The organism is Oceanicaulis sp. MMSF_3324, assembly GCF_030733545.1.
Lineage (GTDB): Bacteria > Pseudomonadota > Alphaproteobacteria > Caulobacterales > Maricaulaceae > Oceanicaulis.
Genome location: NZ_JASHIU010000015.1, coordinates 49,787 through 66,542, shown reverse-complemented (window position 1 = coordinate 66,542; position 16,756 = coordinate 49,787). Strand labels below are relative to the sequence as shown.

Below are 16,756 nucleotides of genomic sequence, written 5' to 3'. Positions count from 1 at the left end.
CCTGGTGGACCTGCGCAATATCTACGACCCCGAAGACATGAATGAGCGCGGCTTCCACTATGTCAGCGTGGGGCGGTGAAACGGCGCTCGCCTGAAACCTGCCGCAGTAATTGTTGAAGCCTTTCACGTCATTAAGACGCGCGGGGCGCTGGCCACAGCGCGCTGGGCTGGCTATCGAAGGCTGACGCGACCCGGTTAGAACTCAGGAGCAGTCCATGTGCGGCATTGTCGGTATTGTCGGATCGAGCACGGTCACCGAACGCCTCGTGGAAGGGCTGCGGCGGCTTGAATACCGCGGATACGACTCCTCAGGCATTGCTGTAATTACGCGTGAAGGCGCGCTGGAGCGTCGCCGTGCGCCGGGCAAGATTTCAGGCCTGGATCAGGCCATCGCCGCTGCGCCGGCGGATGGCGCTGTCGGCATCGGCCATACGCGCTGGGCGACCCATGGCGCCCCGACCCTGCAGAACGCACACCCTCATGTCTCCGGGGCTGTGGCCATTGTCCATAACGGCATCATCGAGAATTACGCTGAATTGCGCGAGGAGCTGAAAGCCGAAGGGATCACCTGCACGACGCCGACCGATTCTGAAGTGATCGCGCACCTGATCGCGTCCGGGCTCAAGCGCGGTCTGGACATGGCCGCAGCCTTTCACGCGGCGGTGGATCGCTTACGTGGCGCCTATGCGCTGGCGGCGCTGAATCAGGAGGCGCCAGACGCCCTTTATGTGGCCCGCTCCGGGTGTCCGCTGGTGGTCGGTCTGGGTGAGACAGAAGGGTATGTCGGCTCGGATTCGCTGGCGCTGGCCGGCTGGACCAACAAGGTGATCTATCTTGAAGAAGGCGACCGCGCGATCGTCACTGCGGGCGATGTCCGGATCGTTGATGAGGCGCAGCGTCCCGCCAATCGCGAAGTGCATGTGTCCAGGGCTGTCGCCGGCTTCGCGGACAAGGGCGAGTACCGCCATTTCATGGAGAAGGAAATCCATGAGCAACCCGACGCCATCGCCCATACCCTCTCTCGCTATGTCGATATAGACGCCGGTCGCTTCACAACGGATGGCCTGCTGGACTGGAACGATGTGAACCGGCTTCTGGGTACGGCCTGTGGCACTGCGTTTTATGCGGCGTCCATCGGCAAGTACTGGTTCGAGAAGTATGCGCGCCTGTCGGTGGAGATCGATGTCGCGTCCGAGTTCCGCTATCGCGACCCCGTTATCGGGCCGAAGGACGCCGCCCTGTTCATTTCGCAATCGGGCGAAACCGCGGATACCCTGGCTGCGCTCCGCTATTGCAAGGCGGCCGGCGCCCGTACGCTCGCTGTGGTCAATGTCCTTGAATCCACCATTGCGCGTGAAGCGGACGCGATCGCCCAGACCCAGGCGGGTCCCGAGATCGGCGTGGCGTCCACCAAGGCGTTCACGGCGCAACTGACCGCCATCGCCTGTCTCGCCATCGGGGCGGGTCGGACGCGGGGCGTGTTGACGCATGAGGACGAAGCCCGTTTCGTAACGGCTTTGTTGGAGGCGCCACGCCTGATCAACGCCGCCCTGGCGGTAGAGCCGCAGATCGAGAAAATCGCCCAACGCCTGACCCAGGCGCGGGACGTGCTTTATCTGGGGCGTGGCGTTTATCATCCGCTGGCCATGGAAGGCGCCCTGAAGCTCAAGGAAATCAGCTATATTCATGCTGAAGGCTATGCCGCCGGAGAGCTCAAGCATGGGCCGATCGCGCTGATTGAAGAGGGCACGCCGGTCGTCGTCGCCGCGCCGCATGACGCGCTCTTTGAGAAAACCCTGTCCAATATGCAGGAAGTGGCGGCCCGGGGCGCCGAGATCATTCTCATTACAGATGAGAAGGGCGCCGCCCTTGCGGTCGATACGGCGGAACACATCGTCATCATGCCTGAGTGCCCTGAATTCATACGCCCCATCGTGGCGGCAGCGCCGATCCAGCTGCTCGCCTATCATACGGCTTCGCTCAAAGGCACGGATGTCGATCAGCCCCGAAATCTCGCCAAGTCCGTGACCGTTGAGTAATGCGCTCGCGCAGATATTGCCGCGGCGCACCACAAAAGCTATCAACATGCGGATCACCATCAGGGGGTAAGTGATGTCGCGTGCCGTTCGCAAAGCAGTCATTCCGGTCGCAGGGTTCGGCACGCGGGTGCTGCCTGCCACCAAGGTCATCCCCAAGGAGATGCTGCCGGTCTATGACCGGCCGGCTTTGCAATACGTGGTCGACGAAGCGCTGGCCGCCGGCATCGAGCATTTCATCTTCATCACGGGTCGGAACAAGGGCGCCATCGAGGATTACTTCGATCACGCCTATGAACTTGAAGATGCGCTGGCTCAGAAGAACAAGACCGCCTTGCTGGACACGCTGAACACGCTGCGCCCGGAAGCGGGCACATGCAGCTTCGTGCGCCAGCAGGCGCCCAAGGGTCTGGGCCACGCCATCTGGTGCGCGCGCGACCTGGTGGGCGATGACCCGTTTGCGGTCATGCTGCCGGACATGATCATGGATGGTGCGACGCCCTGCCTGAAAGGCATGGTGGACTCTTATGGTGAAACCGGCGGCAACATGGTTTCGGTTGAAGCCGTACCGCAAGAGGATGTGTCCAAGTACGGTGTCATCAAGCCGGGCGCCGACAAGGGCGTGCTGCTCGAGATGCTGGGCATGGTGGAAAAGCCGCCCGTGGATCAGGCGCCTTCCAATCTGATGATTTCAGGGCGGTACATTCTGGAGTCTGAGATCATGGCGCTGCTGGGTGATCAGCCGCCGGGCGCCGGCGGTGAGATCCAGCTGACCGACTCCATGGAAACCTTGCTCAAGACCCGTCCCTTCCATGCCTACAAGTTCGAGGGCGTCACCTATGACACCGGGTCGCCGCAGGGCTATCTGGAGGCGTTCGCCGCCATGGCGCTGAAGGCGGACGCGTCCACCAGCGAAGCGGTGCTCTCCGGACTTCTCAAAGGTGATCGGCGGGTCTAGCCCGCCGCCGTGCGAATGGTCTCGGCCAGGTCCTCAGCCACAGACGTCACCAGCTGATCATCATCACCCTGGGTCATGACGCGAATGAGCGGTTCGGTGCCTGATTTGCGAAGCACGAGGCGTCCCTGGTTTCCAAGGCGTTTTTCCGCGTCTTCCTGCGCCTTTTGCACGCTTTCCAGCTCCAGCGGCGAGGCGCCCTCATAGCGCACATTGATCAGCACCTGCGGAGCGGGCTCGAACAGATGGCAGATCTCGCTTGCCGGTTTCTGGGCGCGCACGCAGCTCGCCAGTACCTGAAGGGCGGCGATGAGACCGTCTCCCGTCGTGGCGTGATCCAGCAGAACGACATGGCCCGATTGCTCGCCGCCCACATTATAACCGCCAGAGCGCATGGCCTCGACAACGTGGCGGTCGCCCACCTTGGTGCGGATCAGCTTCAGATTCTCTGACTGCAGGTACCGTTCGAGCCCGAAATTGCTCATCACGGTCGTGACCACGCCATCACCACGCAGCTGGCCGGTGTCGAGCTGGTCCTTTCCGATGCGCGCGATGATCTGATCGCCATCGATCAGCTCGCCTTTCTCGTCACACAGAATGGCGCGGTCCGCATCGCCATCCAGCGCGATGCCGATATCAGCCCCGGTCTCGCGAACAGCGTTGATCATGGCGTCAGGGGCCGTGGATCCGCAGGCGCGATTGATGTTCGTTCCGTTCGGGGTCACGCCAATGGGGTGAACCTCCGCGCCCAGCTCCCACAGGGCGATCGGCGCGGTCTTGTACCCGCCGCCATTGGCGCAATCGACCACCACCTTGATGCCGGACAGGGACAGCTCGCGCGGGAAGCTGGCCTTGGCGCCTTCAATGTAGCGGCCATAGGCGTCCTTGTAGTGATCGAGCTTGCCGATCTTCTCTCCATCCACGGACGACGCGTCCGGGTCGGCTTCAATCAGGCGTTCGATCTCCAATTCACTGTCGTCAGCCAGTTTGAACCCGTCAGGGCCGAACAGCTTGATGCCATTGTCAGTATAGGGATTGTGTGACGCGGTGATCATGATGCCCAGATCCGCGCGCATGGAGCGCGTCAGCATGCCGATGGCGGGGGTGGGGCAGGGGCCGATCAGCCGCACATCCATGCCCGCCGCAGTCAGGCCGCCCACCATGGCGTGTTCGATCATGTAGCCGGACAGGCGTGTGTCCTTTCCGATCACCACCATGTGACGCCGCTCGCCCTGTCGCACAAAGGATCCAATGGCGCGACCCAGTTTCAGCGCGACTTCAGGGGTCATCGGGTGCTGGTTCGCACGGCCGCGTACGCCGTCAGTGCCGAAATACTGTTTCATGGACAAAGGTTCCCGTGCTGGCTTAGGGGGCTCTGGTGGTAGGCTGATCGTCCCTGTGATGCAATGACGGGGCCGATCAGGCGTCGTGTGAAATAAAACGACAGGCTTCGTGACTTTTCTCCAAACTGCGAAGCCCATATGAGCAGAACCATCATTGTCGCACTGCGTTAGGAATTCGCACCATGCTGCCTTTCATCGACCTCGCCGCCCAGCGGGCCCGCCTTCAGCCCAAGCTGGACCAGGCCATCGCCAAGGTGATCGAGGAGGGTCGCTATATCTTCGGCCCGGAAGTCACCGAACTGGAAGAGCGGTTGGCGCAATTCGGAGCATCCAGGCAAGGACTGACCTGCGCGAACGGCACGGATGCGCTCGCCCTGCCGCTTATGGCTTGGCAAGTCGGCGAAAAGGACGCGATTTTCGTACCCAGCTTCACCTTTGCGTCGACCGCGGAAATGCCGGCGCATCTGGGCGCGCACCCGGTGTTTGTCGATATTGACCCTGACACCTACTGCATGGACCCCAAGCAGCTGGAGAAGGCCGTCGAGTGGGCCAAGTCCGAAGGCTTGAATCCGCATACCGTGATCGCGGTGGACCTCTTCGGTCAGCCGGCTGACTATCCCGCGCTTTCCGAGATCTGCAAGGCGCACGGCATGAAGCTCATCGCCGATAGCGCTCAGGGATTTGGCTGCACGCTCAACGGCAAGCATCCGGTCGAATGGGCGGATGTGGCGACCATCAGCTTTTATCCCGCCAAACCGCTGGGCTGTTACGGCGATGGCGGGGCTGTGCTGACCCAGGATGACGATCTGCAGCACTTGATGAAGTCGCTGCGCAATCATGGCGAGGCGGATGAGCGCTATTACTATGCCCGCATCGGACTGAATTCGCGTCTGGATACGATCCAGGCCGCAGTGCTGCTGCTGAAGCTGGAAATCTTCGCAGACGAAATAAAGGCGCGCAATGTGGCTGCAGATGCGTACGCCAAGGGCTTTGGCGACGTGGTGAAAGCGCCCAAGGTGATCGAGGGCGGCGTTTCCACCTGGGCGCAGTACACGATCGAAGTGGACGACCGGGACGGCTTCCGTGCGCAACTGGCTGAAAAGCAGGTGCCCACCGCCGTTTACTACCCGGTTCCGCTTCACATGCAGGACTGTTATTCCGCCTTCAAGCAACCCGCCGGCGGATTGCCTGTCACGGAAGCGGCGGCCAAGCGCGTCGTCTCCCTGCCCATGGATGCCTATCTTGAAGGTGATCGCCTCGAGCAGGTGATCGCCGCGGTGCGCGCCTCCGTCTAGGGGAGGGCGCGCCTGTCTTCGAACGCATAATCGTGTTCGCGTTGAAGTTGATTTGTACGGGCGGTCCCGCTGGGGCCGCCCGTTTCTGTGTCGTCATGGCCCTCAAAGTATGCTGCAGTGCACACTCGCTGGCGTGAGATTGGTTTCTACGCTTTCCAAACCCGCACAAACTGACTAACAAAGCCGCTAATCTTCTTCTGACCAAGGGACGTCGCCATGACCGACATCCAGTCGCGCATTCAGAATTATGCGCAGCGTTTTACTCACGGCGCCAAGCCGCGTAAGCGCCAGCTCTCTCCCCACCTCAAGGCGCTAGAAGCTGAAGCCATTCATATCATGCGCGAAGTGGCGGCTGAATTTGAGCGCCCGGTCATGCTGTATTCGATCGGCAAGGACTCTACGGTGATGCTTCATCTAGCCATGAAAGCATTCTTCCCGTCCAAGCCGCCCTTCCCGTTCCTGCACATCGACTCCCTGTGGGAGTTCCAGGCCATGGGCGAATTTCGCGATGCCCTGACCGAGGCGCTCGGGCTCGACATGATCGTCTGGGTGAATGAGGAAGGGAAGTCACGCGAGATCAATCCGTTTACTGACGGTTCTGCGCTGCATACCCAGGTGATGCGGACTGAAGGCCTTCTGCAGGCGCTCAATCACGGGCGCTATGACGCGGCCTTTGGTGGCGGCCGTCGCGACGAAGAGAAGTCCCGCGCCAAGGAACGCGTCTTTTCTTTCCGGAATGCGGCCCATGCCTGGGACCCGCGTAATCAGCGCCCGGAGCTTTGGCGGACCTACAACACCCGGATCCGGAAAGGGGAGAGCATCCGAGTCTTCCCGCTCTCCAACTGGACCGAAGTGGATATCTGGCAGTACATCCTGGAAGAGGATATCCCGATCGTCCCGCTTTACTTCGCAGGCGAACGACCTGTTGTCGAGCGCGATGGCACGCTGATCATGGTCGATGACGAGCGCATGGTGTTCGAGGATGGCGAGACGCCGGAAATGCGCAAGATCCGTTTCCGGACCCTGGGCTGCTACCCGCTGACCGGCGCGGTTGAGAGCCAGGCGGAGACGCTTGATGACATCGTCCTTGAAATGCTGACAGCGCGCACCTCCGAGCGTGCTGGCCGCCTGATCGATTTTGATGAGGCCGGCTCCATGGAGAAGAAGAAGCGCGAGGGGTATTTCTAAGATGGCTGATGATGCAATCCGCGCAGAAGTCTCCGAGCGTCTGACCCGAGCGGGTGAGAATGGCGTGCTGCGGGTCATCACCTGCGGCTCCGTGGATGACGGCAAGTCCACGCTGATCGGCCGCTTGCTGTATGATTCCAAGCTCTTGTTTGAAGATCAGATCAAGGTGCTCGAGCGCGATTCCCGCAAGCATGGCACGGCGGGTGAAGAGATCGACTTCGCCCTTCTGCTCGACGGCCTGGAGGCTGAGCGCGAGCAGGGCATCACCATCGATGTGGCCTATCGCTTCTTCAATACCGAAAAGCGCAAGTTCATCGTCGCCGATACGCCCGGGCACGAACAATACACGCGGAACATGGCGACGGGCGCTTCGACGGCGGACCTCGCCATCATCTTGGTGGACGCCCGCAAAGGCGTTTTGACCCAGACCAGGCGTCACACCTATATCGCCAACATGATGGGCATTCGCCATGCCGTGCTGGCGGTCAACAAGATGGACCTGGTGGACCATTCCCGCGCCCGGTTCCATGAAATCGTATCCGAATATCTGACCATTGCCGAAGATCTGGGCTTTGACACCATCACCCCGATTCCGATCTCGGCCCGGTATGGCGACAACATTTTCTCGCGCTCAGATGCGATGAAATGGCATGATGGTCCGACACTGATGGAGCATCTGGAATCGGTGGACACGAACACCGAAAAGGAAGCGGCTTATGCCTTCCGCTTCCCGGTCCAGTGGGTGAACCGCCCCAATCTCGACTTCCGCGGCTTTTCCGGCACCGTGGCGTCTGGCGCTGTGGCGCCGGGCGATGACGTGGTCGTGGCCCATTCGGGCAAGACGGCGAAAATCAGCCGTGTTGTGACAGCAGATGAAGACCTCGACACGGCGCGTGCGGGTGAGGCGGTGACCCTGGTGCTCGATCGCGAGATCGATATCGCACGCGGGGACATGCTGGCCGATCCGTCGCAGCGTCCGGAAGTGTCAGATCAATTCGCTGCGGAAATCCTCTGGATGACGGAAGAGGAGATGCTTCCGGGGCGCTCCTATCTTCTGAAGGCGGGCGGGCAGACCTCTCCGGTGTCAGTCACCACACTCAAGCACAAGCTCAACGTCAACAGTTTCGAGAAAGAGCCCGGCAAATCGCTCAAGCTCAACGAAATCGGCGTCTGTACGCTGTCCACCTCCCGGCCGATCGCCTTTGATCCATACAAGGACCAACGTGAGACGGGGTCTTTCATCCTGATTGATCGCTTCACCAACCAGACGGTGGGCGCCGGGATGATCGAATTCTCGCTGCGTCGGGCCAGCAACATCCACACTCATGCCATGGATGTGGACAAGACGCGCCGCGCCGACATGAAAGGACAGAAACCTGCTGTCCTGTGGTTCACCGGATTGTCCGGCGCAGGCAAGTCCACCATTTCGAACCTCGTTGAGCGCAAGCTGGCCGAGGCGGGCCGTCATACCTATTCGCTGGATGGCGACAATGTGCGCCACGGCCTCAACAAGGATCTGGGCTTCACCGATGTGGATCGGGTCGAGAATATCCGCCGGATCGGGGAAGTGTCGAAGCTGTTCGTGGATGCCGGCCTGATCGTCACCTGCTCGTTCATTTCGCCCTTCCGGTCCGAGCGCCAGATGGTGCGCGAACTGGTGGACGAGGCGGAGTTCATCGAGATCTTCGTCGATGCGCCGCTGGAAGTGTGCATGCAGCGCGACCCCAAGGGCCTCTACAAGAAAGCCCAGGCGGGGGAGATCAAGAACTTCACAGGCTTTGACAGTCCGTATGAAGCGCCTGAAAACGCTGAGATCCACTTGAAAACCGGGGACATGTCAGCAGAGGACGCCGCAGAAGCGGTGATCGAAGCGCTGATTGAACGCGGATTTATCGGCTAAGAGCTGACGGCGTTGGCGGGCTTGAAAGTCTGCTGACGCCGCTCTCGCATCAGGCGCGGGGCTGCGCCCAGGCCACAAAGGCGCCGTTCTTGTAGCCAGCTTCGGTCTTGCCATAACGGAAGGGCGCGCCGTCAGGTTCGGTTACGGCGCCACCGGCTGCGTTCAGAACCGCGTGACCCGCCGCCGTATCCCATTCCATTGTCGGACCGAAGCGCGGATACAGGTCAGCAGCGCCTTCAGCCAGCTTGCAGAACTTCAAGGATGAGCCAGCGGAAATGGCTTCCGTGACGCCTTGGGATTCGGCAAAGGCCTTGGTCTGCTCATCAGCGTGAGACCGGCTCATGACCGCGGTCATGCCGGCTTCGGGCTTGCGGCGTGTTTGCGCAGGAGACAGGCGATCATCTTGCAAGGTGTCGCCAGGCTTGAAAGCGCCGGTGAAGGCGGTCTCGCCGCCCAGATAGAGCTGGCGGAGTGCTGGCGCGTAGACCGCGCCGGCAACGGGTTCCCCATTGCGGATCAAGGCGATATTGATCGTGAATTCGCCGCGTTTGGCGATGAATTCCTTGGTGCCGTCGACCGGGTCCACCAGCAGGAATTCATCTTCGACCGAGGGGCGCACGCCAGCTTCGAAACTTTCTTCGGCCAGCACAGGTACGTCCGGCATCAGCTTGGCCAGAGCCTTCAGGATGACGTCCTCGGCGCGTTTGTCCGCTTCGGTGACCGGTGATTTGTCCGCTTTCTGCTCGGCGGTGAAATCGCTTTCATAGACCTCCATCACGGGGATGGCGGCTTCCAGACAGATCTGACCAAAGGACCGGGCGAGAGCGTCGAGTGTCATGGTCACGACCTTTCAGTATGAGCGATTAGCGGCGTTCGGATTTCAGCAGGTTTTTGAGATAGGCGCCATACGCGTTGGGGATCGCGTTGGCGGTCTTTTTCAATTGCTCGTCAGTGATGAAGCCGTTGCGCCAGGCGATTTCTTCGGGGCAGGCGATCTTCAGACCCTGGCGTTTCTCGATGGCGCGGACATATTCGGTCGCTTCGACCATGCCTTCCACCGTGCCGGTGTCCAGCCAGGCGACGCCGCGTGAGAGCAGCTGAACCTTCAACTGGCCGCGCTCCATATAGGCTTCATTGACCGAAGTGATCTCGAGTTCGCCCCGTGCGGACGGCGTGATCGACTTGGCGATCTCCACCACGCTGGAATCATAGAAGTACAGACCGGTCACGGCCCAGTTGCTGCGCGGTTTCTTGGGCTTTTCCTCAAGGCTGATGGCGCGGCCGGTATCATCAAGCTCGACAACGCCGAAGGCGGTCGGGTCAGCGACATGATAGGCGAAGACAAGCGCGCCTTCGTCGAACTCGCCAGCCGTGCGCAGACCCTCAACCAGGCCTGCGCCATGGAAGAGGTTGTCGCCCAGGATCAGGGCGACATTGTCATCGCCAATAAACTCTTCGCCGATCAGGAAGGCTTCCGCCAGGCCGCGCGGCTCATCCTGTTCCGCATACTCGATGCTGACGCCAAAGCGCGAGCCGTCACCGAGCAGGGTCTCGTAAGCCGCCTTGCTCTCCGGCGTGGTGATGATGAGGATTTCGCGGATTCCCGCCAGTAATAGCGTGGAAAACGGATAGAAAATCAGCGGCTTGTCATAAATCGGAAGAAGCTGTTTGGACACGGCGAGCGTGATCGGGCGCAAACGGCTGCCCAGCCCCCCGGCCAGTATGATGCCCTTGGTAGTTTTTGACATGGCGCTAGCTCACTTATTCTTTGCGCTGCTCATAGCGCCGGGCGATCACCTCAGGCAAGCCCGCGCGCCAGTCTCCGGGGCCGATCCCGGTTGCCTTGAGCAAGGCCTGTGCGTCCATGCGCGTATCGAGCGGCCTTTGAGCGGGTTGCGGAAAGGCGCTGGAATCCACCGGGTCAATCACAGGCTCCACCGGCAGACGCTCATGCGACAATGCAATCGCAGCCTTGGCGAAGTCGTACCAGCTGGCCGCGTCGCCGCCGCTGAAGTGATACAGTCCGCCCGGCATCACATCACGCTGGGCCAGGGCGAGCAGCGCCTGCGCCAGGTCCGGCGCCCAGGTCGGCGTGCTGATCTGATCATGGACGACCTTGAGGGGCAGTCCATTGTCCAGCCGGTTCAGGATGGCATTGAGAAAGCTGCCGCCACGCGCGTCAAAGATCCATGCGGCGCGCAGGATCAGCGCATCCGGATTGGCGGTCATCACCGCATCCTCGCCATTGCGCTTGCTGCGGGCATAGACATTGAGCGGGTGGGTGCGCGCGCTTTCCTTGTAGGGGGCTGCGCCGGGCGCGCCATCAAAGACATAGTCGGTCGAGACGTGCAGAAAGCGGATGCCCCGCGCCTTGCAGGCCGAGGCCAGGCGCGCCGGCCCGGTGCAATTGAGCGCCTGGGCGCCTTCCGGATCGGCTTCAGCGCCATTGACATCTGTATAGGCGGCGGCGTTGATGACCGCGAACGGCGCATGGGCGTCCAGCAACGCTGCGGGATCGTCCTGCGCCAGATCAAACTGGTCACGCCCGCACGCCAGAAGGTCCGGGTCTGCCTGGACAAGCGCCTGGGCCAGTTGTCCGGACCGTCCGATCACCAGGATCGGTTTCAGGCTGTCAGCAGGGGCGCGGCTCATGCGCTGAGCCCGAGACGCTCGCCCTGATAGGTCTTGTCCAGAATGGGCCGCCACCAGTCTTCATGCGCGAGATACCAGTCGATGGTTTGGGCCAGCCCATCTTCAAAGCTGACAGAGGGCGTCCAGCCCAGCTGGGATTTGATCGTGCTGGCGTCGATGGCGTAGCGCTGATCATGCCCCGGGCGGTCGGTGACGTACTGGATCTGCGCCTGCCGTGCGGTTTCGGCGGGGCGGATGGCGTCGAGCCGGTCACAGATCGCGGTGACGACCTCAAGATTGGTCCGCTCGGCGTCGCCGCCAATGCAATAGGTGTGTCCGGCCTGACCGTGGGAGACCACCATTTCAAGCGCGCGGGCATGGTCGTTAACATGCAGCCAGTCGCGCACATTCGAGCCGTCGCCATAAACGGGCAGCGCCTCGCCCGAAAGCGCCTTGAGGATCATCAGCGGGATCAGTTTCTCGGGAAACTGGCGCGGTCCGTAATTGTTCGAGCAGTTGGAGACGCGCACATCCAGCCCATAGGTCCGGCCCCAGGCCCGCGCCAGATGATCGGATGCGGCTTTGGACGCGGAATAGGGCGAGGACGGGTCATAGGCCGTCTCTTCGGAGAACTTGCCCTCAGCGCCCAGCGAGCCGAACACTTCATCGGTCGATACATGCAGGAAGGCGAAGTCGTCCGCTGCCTGTCCGCGTTTGTCGCGATAGGCGCGCGCCGCCTCCAGCAGGGTGAAGGTGCCCAGCACATTGGTGTCGACGAAATCCTTGGCGCCGGTGATGGAGCGATCCACATGGCTTTCCGCCGCCAGATGCATCACGGCGTCCGGTTCGAACCGCTCGAACGCCTGCTCAACCGCCTCGGCATTGCGAATGTCGGCGTGCAGGAAGTCGTAATTGGGGTGATCCGCAATATCCGCCAGGGAGGCGGGGGAGGCCGCATAGGTCAGAGCATCCAGATTGAGCACCTGCCAGCCGGTTTCCAGCACCAGCCGCCGCACCAGGGCGGAGCCGATAAAGCCCGATCCGCCCGTCACTATAACCCGCATGCCTACGCTCCATCCCATCCCGCCGGGAAGAGCGGGGCGACTTCTTTCAGGCGCGGGGCGGCGGCGTCCTTGTCCGACAGGATCGGATCGTCCACCCCCCAGTCGACGCCCAGATCGGGGTCATTCCACGCCACCGATCCATCATGCTCTTTCGAGTAATAGTCCGTCACCTTGTAGGCAACCCGGGTATTGTCGGACAGGGTCACGAATCCATGCAGGAAACCGGGCGGGACCCAGAGCTGCTTGCCGTTGTCCTCGCTCAGCTCGACCGCGGCCCACCGGCCGTAAGACTTAGAGCCTTCACGAATGTCCACGACCACGTCCCGGATCGCGCCGGTCATCACGCCCACCAGCTTGCCCTGGGCGTGGGGCGGGGACTGGTAATGCAGCCCGCGCAGCGTGCCCTTGTGGGCGGAGAAGGACAGGTTGTCCTGCACGAACGCGACATCAAAGCCCGCCTCGGCCAGCCGACGGCGGTTATAGCTTTCGCTGAACCAACCGCGCGAATCGCCAAAGCGCGCCGGGGTGACCACGAGCGGTCCGTTCGTTTGCGGTCGTGACTGGAGATCAAACTCTGGAAATGTATCAAATGTCATTGCGGCGCCGACTAAAGCCTGAAGAGGCTTGGACCTACCCCAAGCTGAGGCTTGTGCAAACCCATTGGAAATATAAGGCGCGATTAATGCAGGGCGCTAGCGCCTCGTTAACCCTGTCCGCCCTATCACCGTGGTGCATGAACCCGCATTTGAGTTACTGTAAATGTCTGCCGTTGCGTGAAAGTAACACATGAAATTTCGGGGGCGTATGTTGGGTCCATGTACACGGAGCGGGCGAATAAACGGTTGACACCTATGCCACCCCTCGCCTTTACTCCGCATCGTTCGGCGCCTCGCTTGAGGGGGGCGTGAAACCGTGTTCTCTGCAGGAGCACGACAAATTCATGTTTGGCCCCATGGCGCTGAACAGCCATGGCTAATCAATTGGGGGATACCCAGATGAAACTGACTAAACTTCTCACTGGCGTCGCTGTTGCGGCTCTTCTCACCGGTGCCGCGAACGCCCAACTGGTCGTTGCTGACACCGATGGTGACAACTCTGTGGAATTTGCTTCCCAGGTCGACCTGTCTGCCGCTGCATACCAAGACGAACTGAGCATTACGCTGAGCGCAGCCGACATTACTGCGATCAATGCACTGGGCGTGACTGATGATATCAACATCACGCTCACCGTCGATGGTGGTCTGTCCTTCTCGACTTTTCTGAGTGGTTCCAACTTCACGCCTGCCACCCCGCTGGCCTCTTGTAACCTGAACATCTCTGCTGGTGGTTCCAATGGGGGTACGACTGTTACCTTCACCAGCGATGCATCTTTTGATCCTAACAACTGTCTCGGTTCGTCCATCGGCTTCACTCTGCCGGTCGATATCGAAGGTGTCGGCAACGTCTCCTACGAGCTGGCACTGGCTTCAACTGGAACCGTGCTCGCATCGGGCGACTACAATGCGGCAGTTGCTCCCGCGACTCAGGACTTCTACACTGCCCGTAATTCACTCGACGTGACCTTCACGGCAGGTACCGCAGTGCCTGAACTCGATGACAGCTATGAGCTGTTCGATGGTAGCTCGACGACCGACGTTGTCGGCAATCTTCGGGTGGATGACGTTGATGGCGGCGCAACCACCTACTCTGTCTCTGTCGGCGGCGCTTCGGTTCCTTTCGACACTGCAACGGCAGCTCAATTTGACGGTGCTGAACTGGTCGTGACCGTGCCGTCTCCGGCCGGTATCGCGAGCGTGACCCTGGCGGGTATTGGCACTGAAAATCTCGATGCCAATGGTCAAGCCACTTTCGCTCTGACCAATGCTGATCTGACCGCTCTTTCTGCCGCTCTTGGTGTTGATGTTTCACTGGTTGCAGACACCACCACCCCGGCGGCGATCGCAAACCAGGACATCACTGCTGACCTGACGTTTGACGAAGCCACTGGTTCTGACCTGAACGTCGATGACGTGCTGGGCGCGACTGTTGGTGACGTCGTGCGTGAAGGCTCCAACACTGCTCTTTTCGAGTGGGTCGGTGACTCTGCCGCCGCCACCTCGAACGTGTTCCGCGCAACTGGCCTCGGCGCTACCCTGCCGACCATCCGCGTGACCCTCGCTAACTCCACCGCTGACGTGGACGGAGAGTACGTGGTGACCCCGGCTGGCACGCTGACCAACGGTGAGCTCATCATGACCGAAGCTGACATCGAAGCTGCTGTGGGCTCTGCCTTCGGCCGCGCTGATGTTTCCTTCTCTTTTGAAGCAGCTGGCGTGAGCGTCCGTCGCTTCATGGTCACCAATGGTGTCGTGTCTGAAAACACCACCGATTACGCTGTCGGCGCTACGCCGATTGGCGGCTAATCCTTCTGATCTTCGGATCAATTGGATGGAAAGGGCGGCTTCGGCCGCCCTTTCTTTTTGTCTGAAAGCCGGTTGGCTGAGGGGCGCGGCTTTCGCCGCAGACCAGATGCAGTATGCTTGGCGCGCACGGGACCGAAGCGGTCCGATGAACTGCGGGTGGAAGAATGGATCACCGTCGGATTGGCGACATTCTGCTGGAACGAGGCTTTGTCACTCCAGTCGATCTGGACCGTGCAGCCCGCTATCAGGACGAGATCGGCGCCCTGTTCGGGCAAGCCCTGCTGCGCCTGGGCGCAGTGTCGGAAGACATGTTGCTGAGCGCACTGTCCGATCAGCTGGATCTGCCTGTCCTGTCCCCGGACCAACTGCCGCAATCGCCTTTGCAATACCATCAGGCGGCGCGAACGCTCGGCGTCTCTGTGGACTGGTTGTTACTGCACGACACGGTGCTCTGGCATGAGCCCGGAGAGCCTGCGGTGGATGAGCCGGACCCGGCAGAGGGCGTGCCTGCACAGACCGATCTCTCCCGGCCGCTCTTTGTCTTCTCTCGGGCCCCGTTGGATCCCGCCCTGCACGAGACCTTGTCACGCAGCGCGTCCGGACCTGTCCAGGTGGTGCTGGGACCGAATCGCTTGCTCGACAGTGCTCTGTCGGCGCTGCGTTCGGCGGGGCGGGTGCAATCGCGGGACGATCTGGATGACGCCCAGCGTTTGCGCGAAATGGCCGAGGAAGCGCCGGTCATCGACTTCGTGAATGGCGTTTTCGAAGACGCGCTGCAGCGTCGGGCCTCTGATATCCATATCGAGCCGTTTGAAAGCCATTTCCAGATCCGGTTTCGGGTCGATGGCGTGCTGCACCAGATGCAGACTCTGCCGCGCGCCCGCTTTGACGCTGTCGCAAGTCGCATCAAGCTCTTGTCCAATATGGACATTGCAGAACGTCGACTGCCTCAGGACGGGCGGCAATCTGTCCGCTTTGCCGGCCAGGATATTGATTTGCGTGTCTCATCCCTGCCCGGCGCCTGGGGGGAAAGCCTGGTTCTACGCCTCCTGCGCAAGCAGCAGGAACTGCCCAGCCTGGAGGGGTTGGGGCTGGATGGAAACGCCATGCGCGTGTTCGAGGATCTGATCGCCGAGCCCAATGGCGTCATTCTGGTCACGGGACCGACAGGCTCGGGCAAGTCCACCACGCTTTATCGCGGTCTTGAGTTGGTCAATGACGGTGAGCGCAAGATCATCACGATCGAAGACCCGGTCGAGTATGACATGGCCGGCATCACACAGGTCCAGGCGCGGTCCGAGATTGGGTACACCTTCGCCAAGGGGCTGCGCGCCATTCTGCGTCAGGACCCCGACGTCATCATGATCGGTGAGATCCGGGACGGGGAAACCGCCTCCATCTCGGCGCAGGCGGCGCTGACCGGCCACCTTGTGCTCTCCACCCTGCACACCAATTCCGCACTCGCTGCGATCGAGCGTCTCATCGATCTCGGCGTTGAGCCCTTCCTGGTGTCTTCCGCCTTGCGCGGGCTTATGGGACAGCGTCTGGTGCGCCGTCTGTGTGAACACTGCGCCCGTCCCGCCAACCCCGACGACATCGCGCTCGGGGATCGCATGATCGCCGAGGCGCGCGCCGATGGCGCCAACGGGCTGCCTGCGAAGGGGGCGAACTGGCGGACGGCGGATGGCTGTCACCATTGCGGCGGGCAGGGCTATTCAGGCCGAGTGGCCGTGTTCGAGGCCGCGCGGGTCACGCCAGCTCTGCGCAGTGCGATCAATGAAGGTGCGGACGCCGCCGGACTTCTCGCAGCCGCACGGCAGGATGGATACCTCACCATGCTGGAAGACGGCCTGATCAAGGCCTCTCGAGGCGTGACATCAATCGGTGAGGTCTTGCGGGTTCTGGGCGCCGGTCAGGTCCGGCGACAGGTCAAGGCCTGAGG

General features: G+C 61.3%; 13 protein-coding genes. 7 read left to right on the top strand and 6 right to left on the bottom strand.

Going from position 1 to position 16,756, the window contains the following annotated elements; all coding sequences use genetic code 11:
- Positions 1 to 215: 215 nt before the first annotated feature.
- Together glmS and galU are read left to right on the top strand one after the other, a co-directional pair.
- Positions 216 to 2,039 carry a glutamine--fructose-6-phosphate transaminase (isomerizing) gene (glmS, locus tag RBA95_RS13445; RefSeq protein WP_306017389.1) on the top strand — a complete coding sequence of 608 codons (1,824 nt, stop codon included), beginning with the start codon at positions 216 to 218 and terminating at the stop codon, positions 2,037 to 2,039.
- Positions 2,040 to 2,112: 73 nt separating this feature from the next.
- A complete protein-coding gene (gene galU, locus RBA95_RS13440) occupies positions 2,113 to 2,994 on the top strand; it encodes a UTP--glucose-1-phosphate uridylyltransferase GalU (RefSeq protein ID WP_306017388.1) in 882 nt (293 codons plus the stop codon).
- On the opposite strand, the gene glmM is transcribed toward galU, so the two are convergent.
- A complete protein-coding gene (gene glmM, locus RBA95_RS13435) occupies positions 2,991 to 4,334 on the bottom strand; it encodes a phosphoglucosamine mutase (protein ID WP_306017387.1) in 1,344 nt (447 codons plus the stop codon). The two genes, galU and glmM, sit on opposite strands and share 4 nt — an antisense overlap.
- 182 nt (positions 4,335 to 4,516) lie before the next feature.
- Between glmM and RBA95_RS13430 the strand changes: the two genes are divergently transcribed.
- From RBA95_RS13430 to cysN, 3 genes are all read left to right on the top strand, one after another.
- Positions 4,517 to 5,629, top strand: coding sequence for a DegT/DnrJ/EryC1/StrS aminotransferase family protein (locus tag RBA95_RS13430; RefSeq protein WP_306017386.1), 1,113 nt, complete (start codon positions 4,517 to 4,519; stop codon positions 5,627 to 5,629).
- Positions 5,630 to 5,845: 216 nt separating this feature from the next.
- On the top strand, positions 5,846 to 6,817 hold the full coding sequence (gene cysD / locus RBA95_RS13425) for a sulfate adenylyltransferase subunit CysD (protein ID WP_306017385.1): 972 nt from the start codon (positions 5,846 to 5,848) through the stop codon (positions 6,815 to 6,817).
- Between the two features lies 1 nt (position 6,818).
- Complete coding sequence (gene cysN / locus RBA95_RS13420) at positions 6,819 to 8,717, top strand: sulfate adenylyltransferase subunit CysN (RefSeq protein ID WP_306017384.1); 1,899 nt, start codon at positions 6,819 to 6,821, stop codon at positions 8,715 to 8,717.
- Between the two features lie 49 nt (positions 8,718 to 8,766).
- Here cysN and cysQ read toward each other — a convergent pair whose 3' ends face one another.
- The 5 genes from cysQ to rfbC are packed head-to-tail and all read right to left on the bottom strand — an operon-like array spanning position 8,767 to position 13,008.
- Positions 8,767 to 9,555 carry a 3'(2'),5'-bisphosphate nucleotidase CysQ gene (gene cysQ, locus RBA95_RS13415; RefSeq protein WP_306017383.1) on the bottom strand — a complete coding sequence of 263 codons (789 nt, stop codon included), beginning with the start codon at positions 9,553 to 9,555 and terminating at the stop codon, positions 8,767 to 8,769.
- Between the two features lie 25 nt (positions 9,556 to 9,580).
- Positions 9,581 to 10,465 (bottom strand): glucose-1-phosphate thymidylyltransferase RfbA, encoded by an 885-nt coding sequence (gene rfbA, locus RBA95_RS13410; RefSeq protein WP_306017382.1) that lies wholly within the window; start codon positions 10,463 to 10,465, stop codon positions 9,581 to 9,583.
- A gap of 13 nt (positions 10,466 to 10,478) precedes the next feature.
- Positions 10,479 to 11,369, bottom strand: a complete 891-nt coding sequence (gene rfbD, locus RBA95_RS13405) for a dTDP-4-dehydrorhamnose reductase (RefSeq protein WP_306017381.1) — start codon at positions 11,367 to 11,369, stop codon at positions 10,479 to 10,481.
- The gene (gene rfbB, locus RBA95_RS13400; RefSeq protein WP_306017380.1) at positions 11,366 to 12,412 is read right to left on the bottom strand and encodes a dTDP-glucose 4,6-dehydratase; all 1,047 of its coding nucleotides are present in this window, start codon (positions 12,410 to 12,412) and stop codon (positions 11,366 to 11,368) included. The genes rfbD and rfbB overlap by 4 nt, the downstream gene beginning before the upstream one ends.
- 2 nt (positions 12,413 to 12,414) lie before the next feature.
- Positions 12,415 to 13,008: a dTDP-4-dehydrorhamnose 3,5-epimerase gene (rfbC, locus tag RBA95_RS13395; RefSeq protein WP_306017379.1), complete on the bottom strand. Its 594-nt coding sequence runs from the start codon at positions 13,006 to 13,008 to the stop codon at positions 12,415 to 12,417.
- A gap of 399 nt (positions 13,009 to 13,407) precedes the next feature.
- Here rfbC and RBA95_RS13390 point away from each other — a divergent pair, with 399 nt between their 5' ends.
- Both RBA95_RS13390 and RBA95_RS13385 read left to right on the top strand, forming a co-directional pair.
- Positions 13,408 to 14,814, top strand: a complete 1,407-nt coding sequence (locus RBA95_RS13390) for a hypothetical protein (RefSeq protein WP_306017378.1) — start codon at positions 13,408 to 13,410, stop codon at positions 14,812 to 14,814.
- A 164-nt stretch (positions 14,815 to 14,978) separates the two neighbouring features.
- A complete protein-coding gene (locus tag RBA95_RS13385) occupies positions 14,979 to 16,754 on the top strand; it encodes a GspE/PulE family protein (RefSeq protein WP_306017377.1) in 1,776 nt (591 codons plus the stop codon).
- Positions 16,755 to 16,756: the final 2 nt, after the last annotated feature.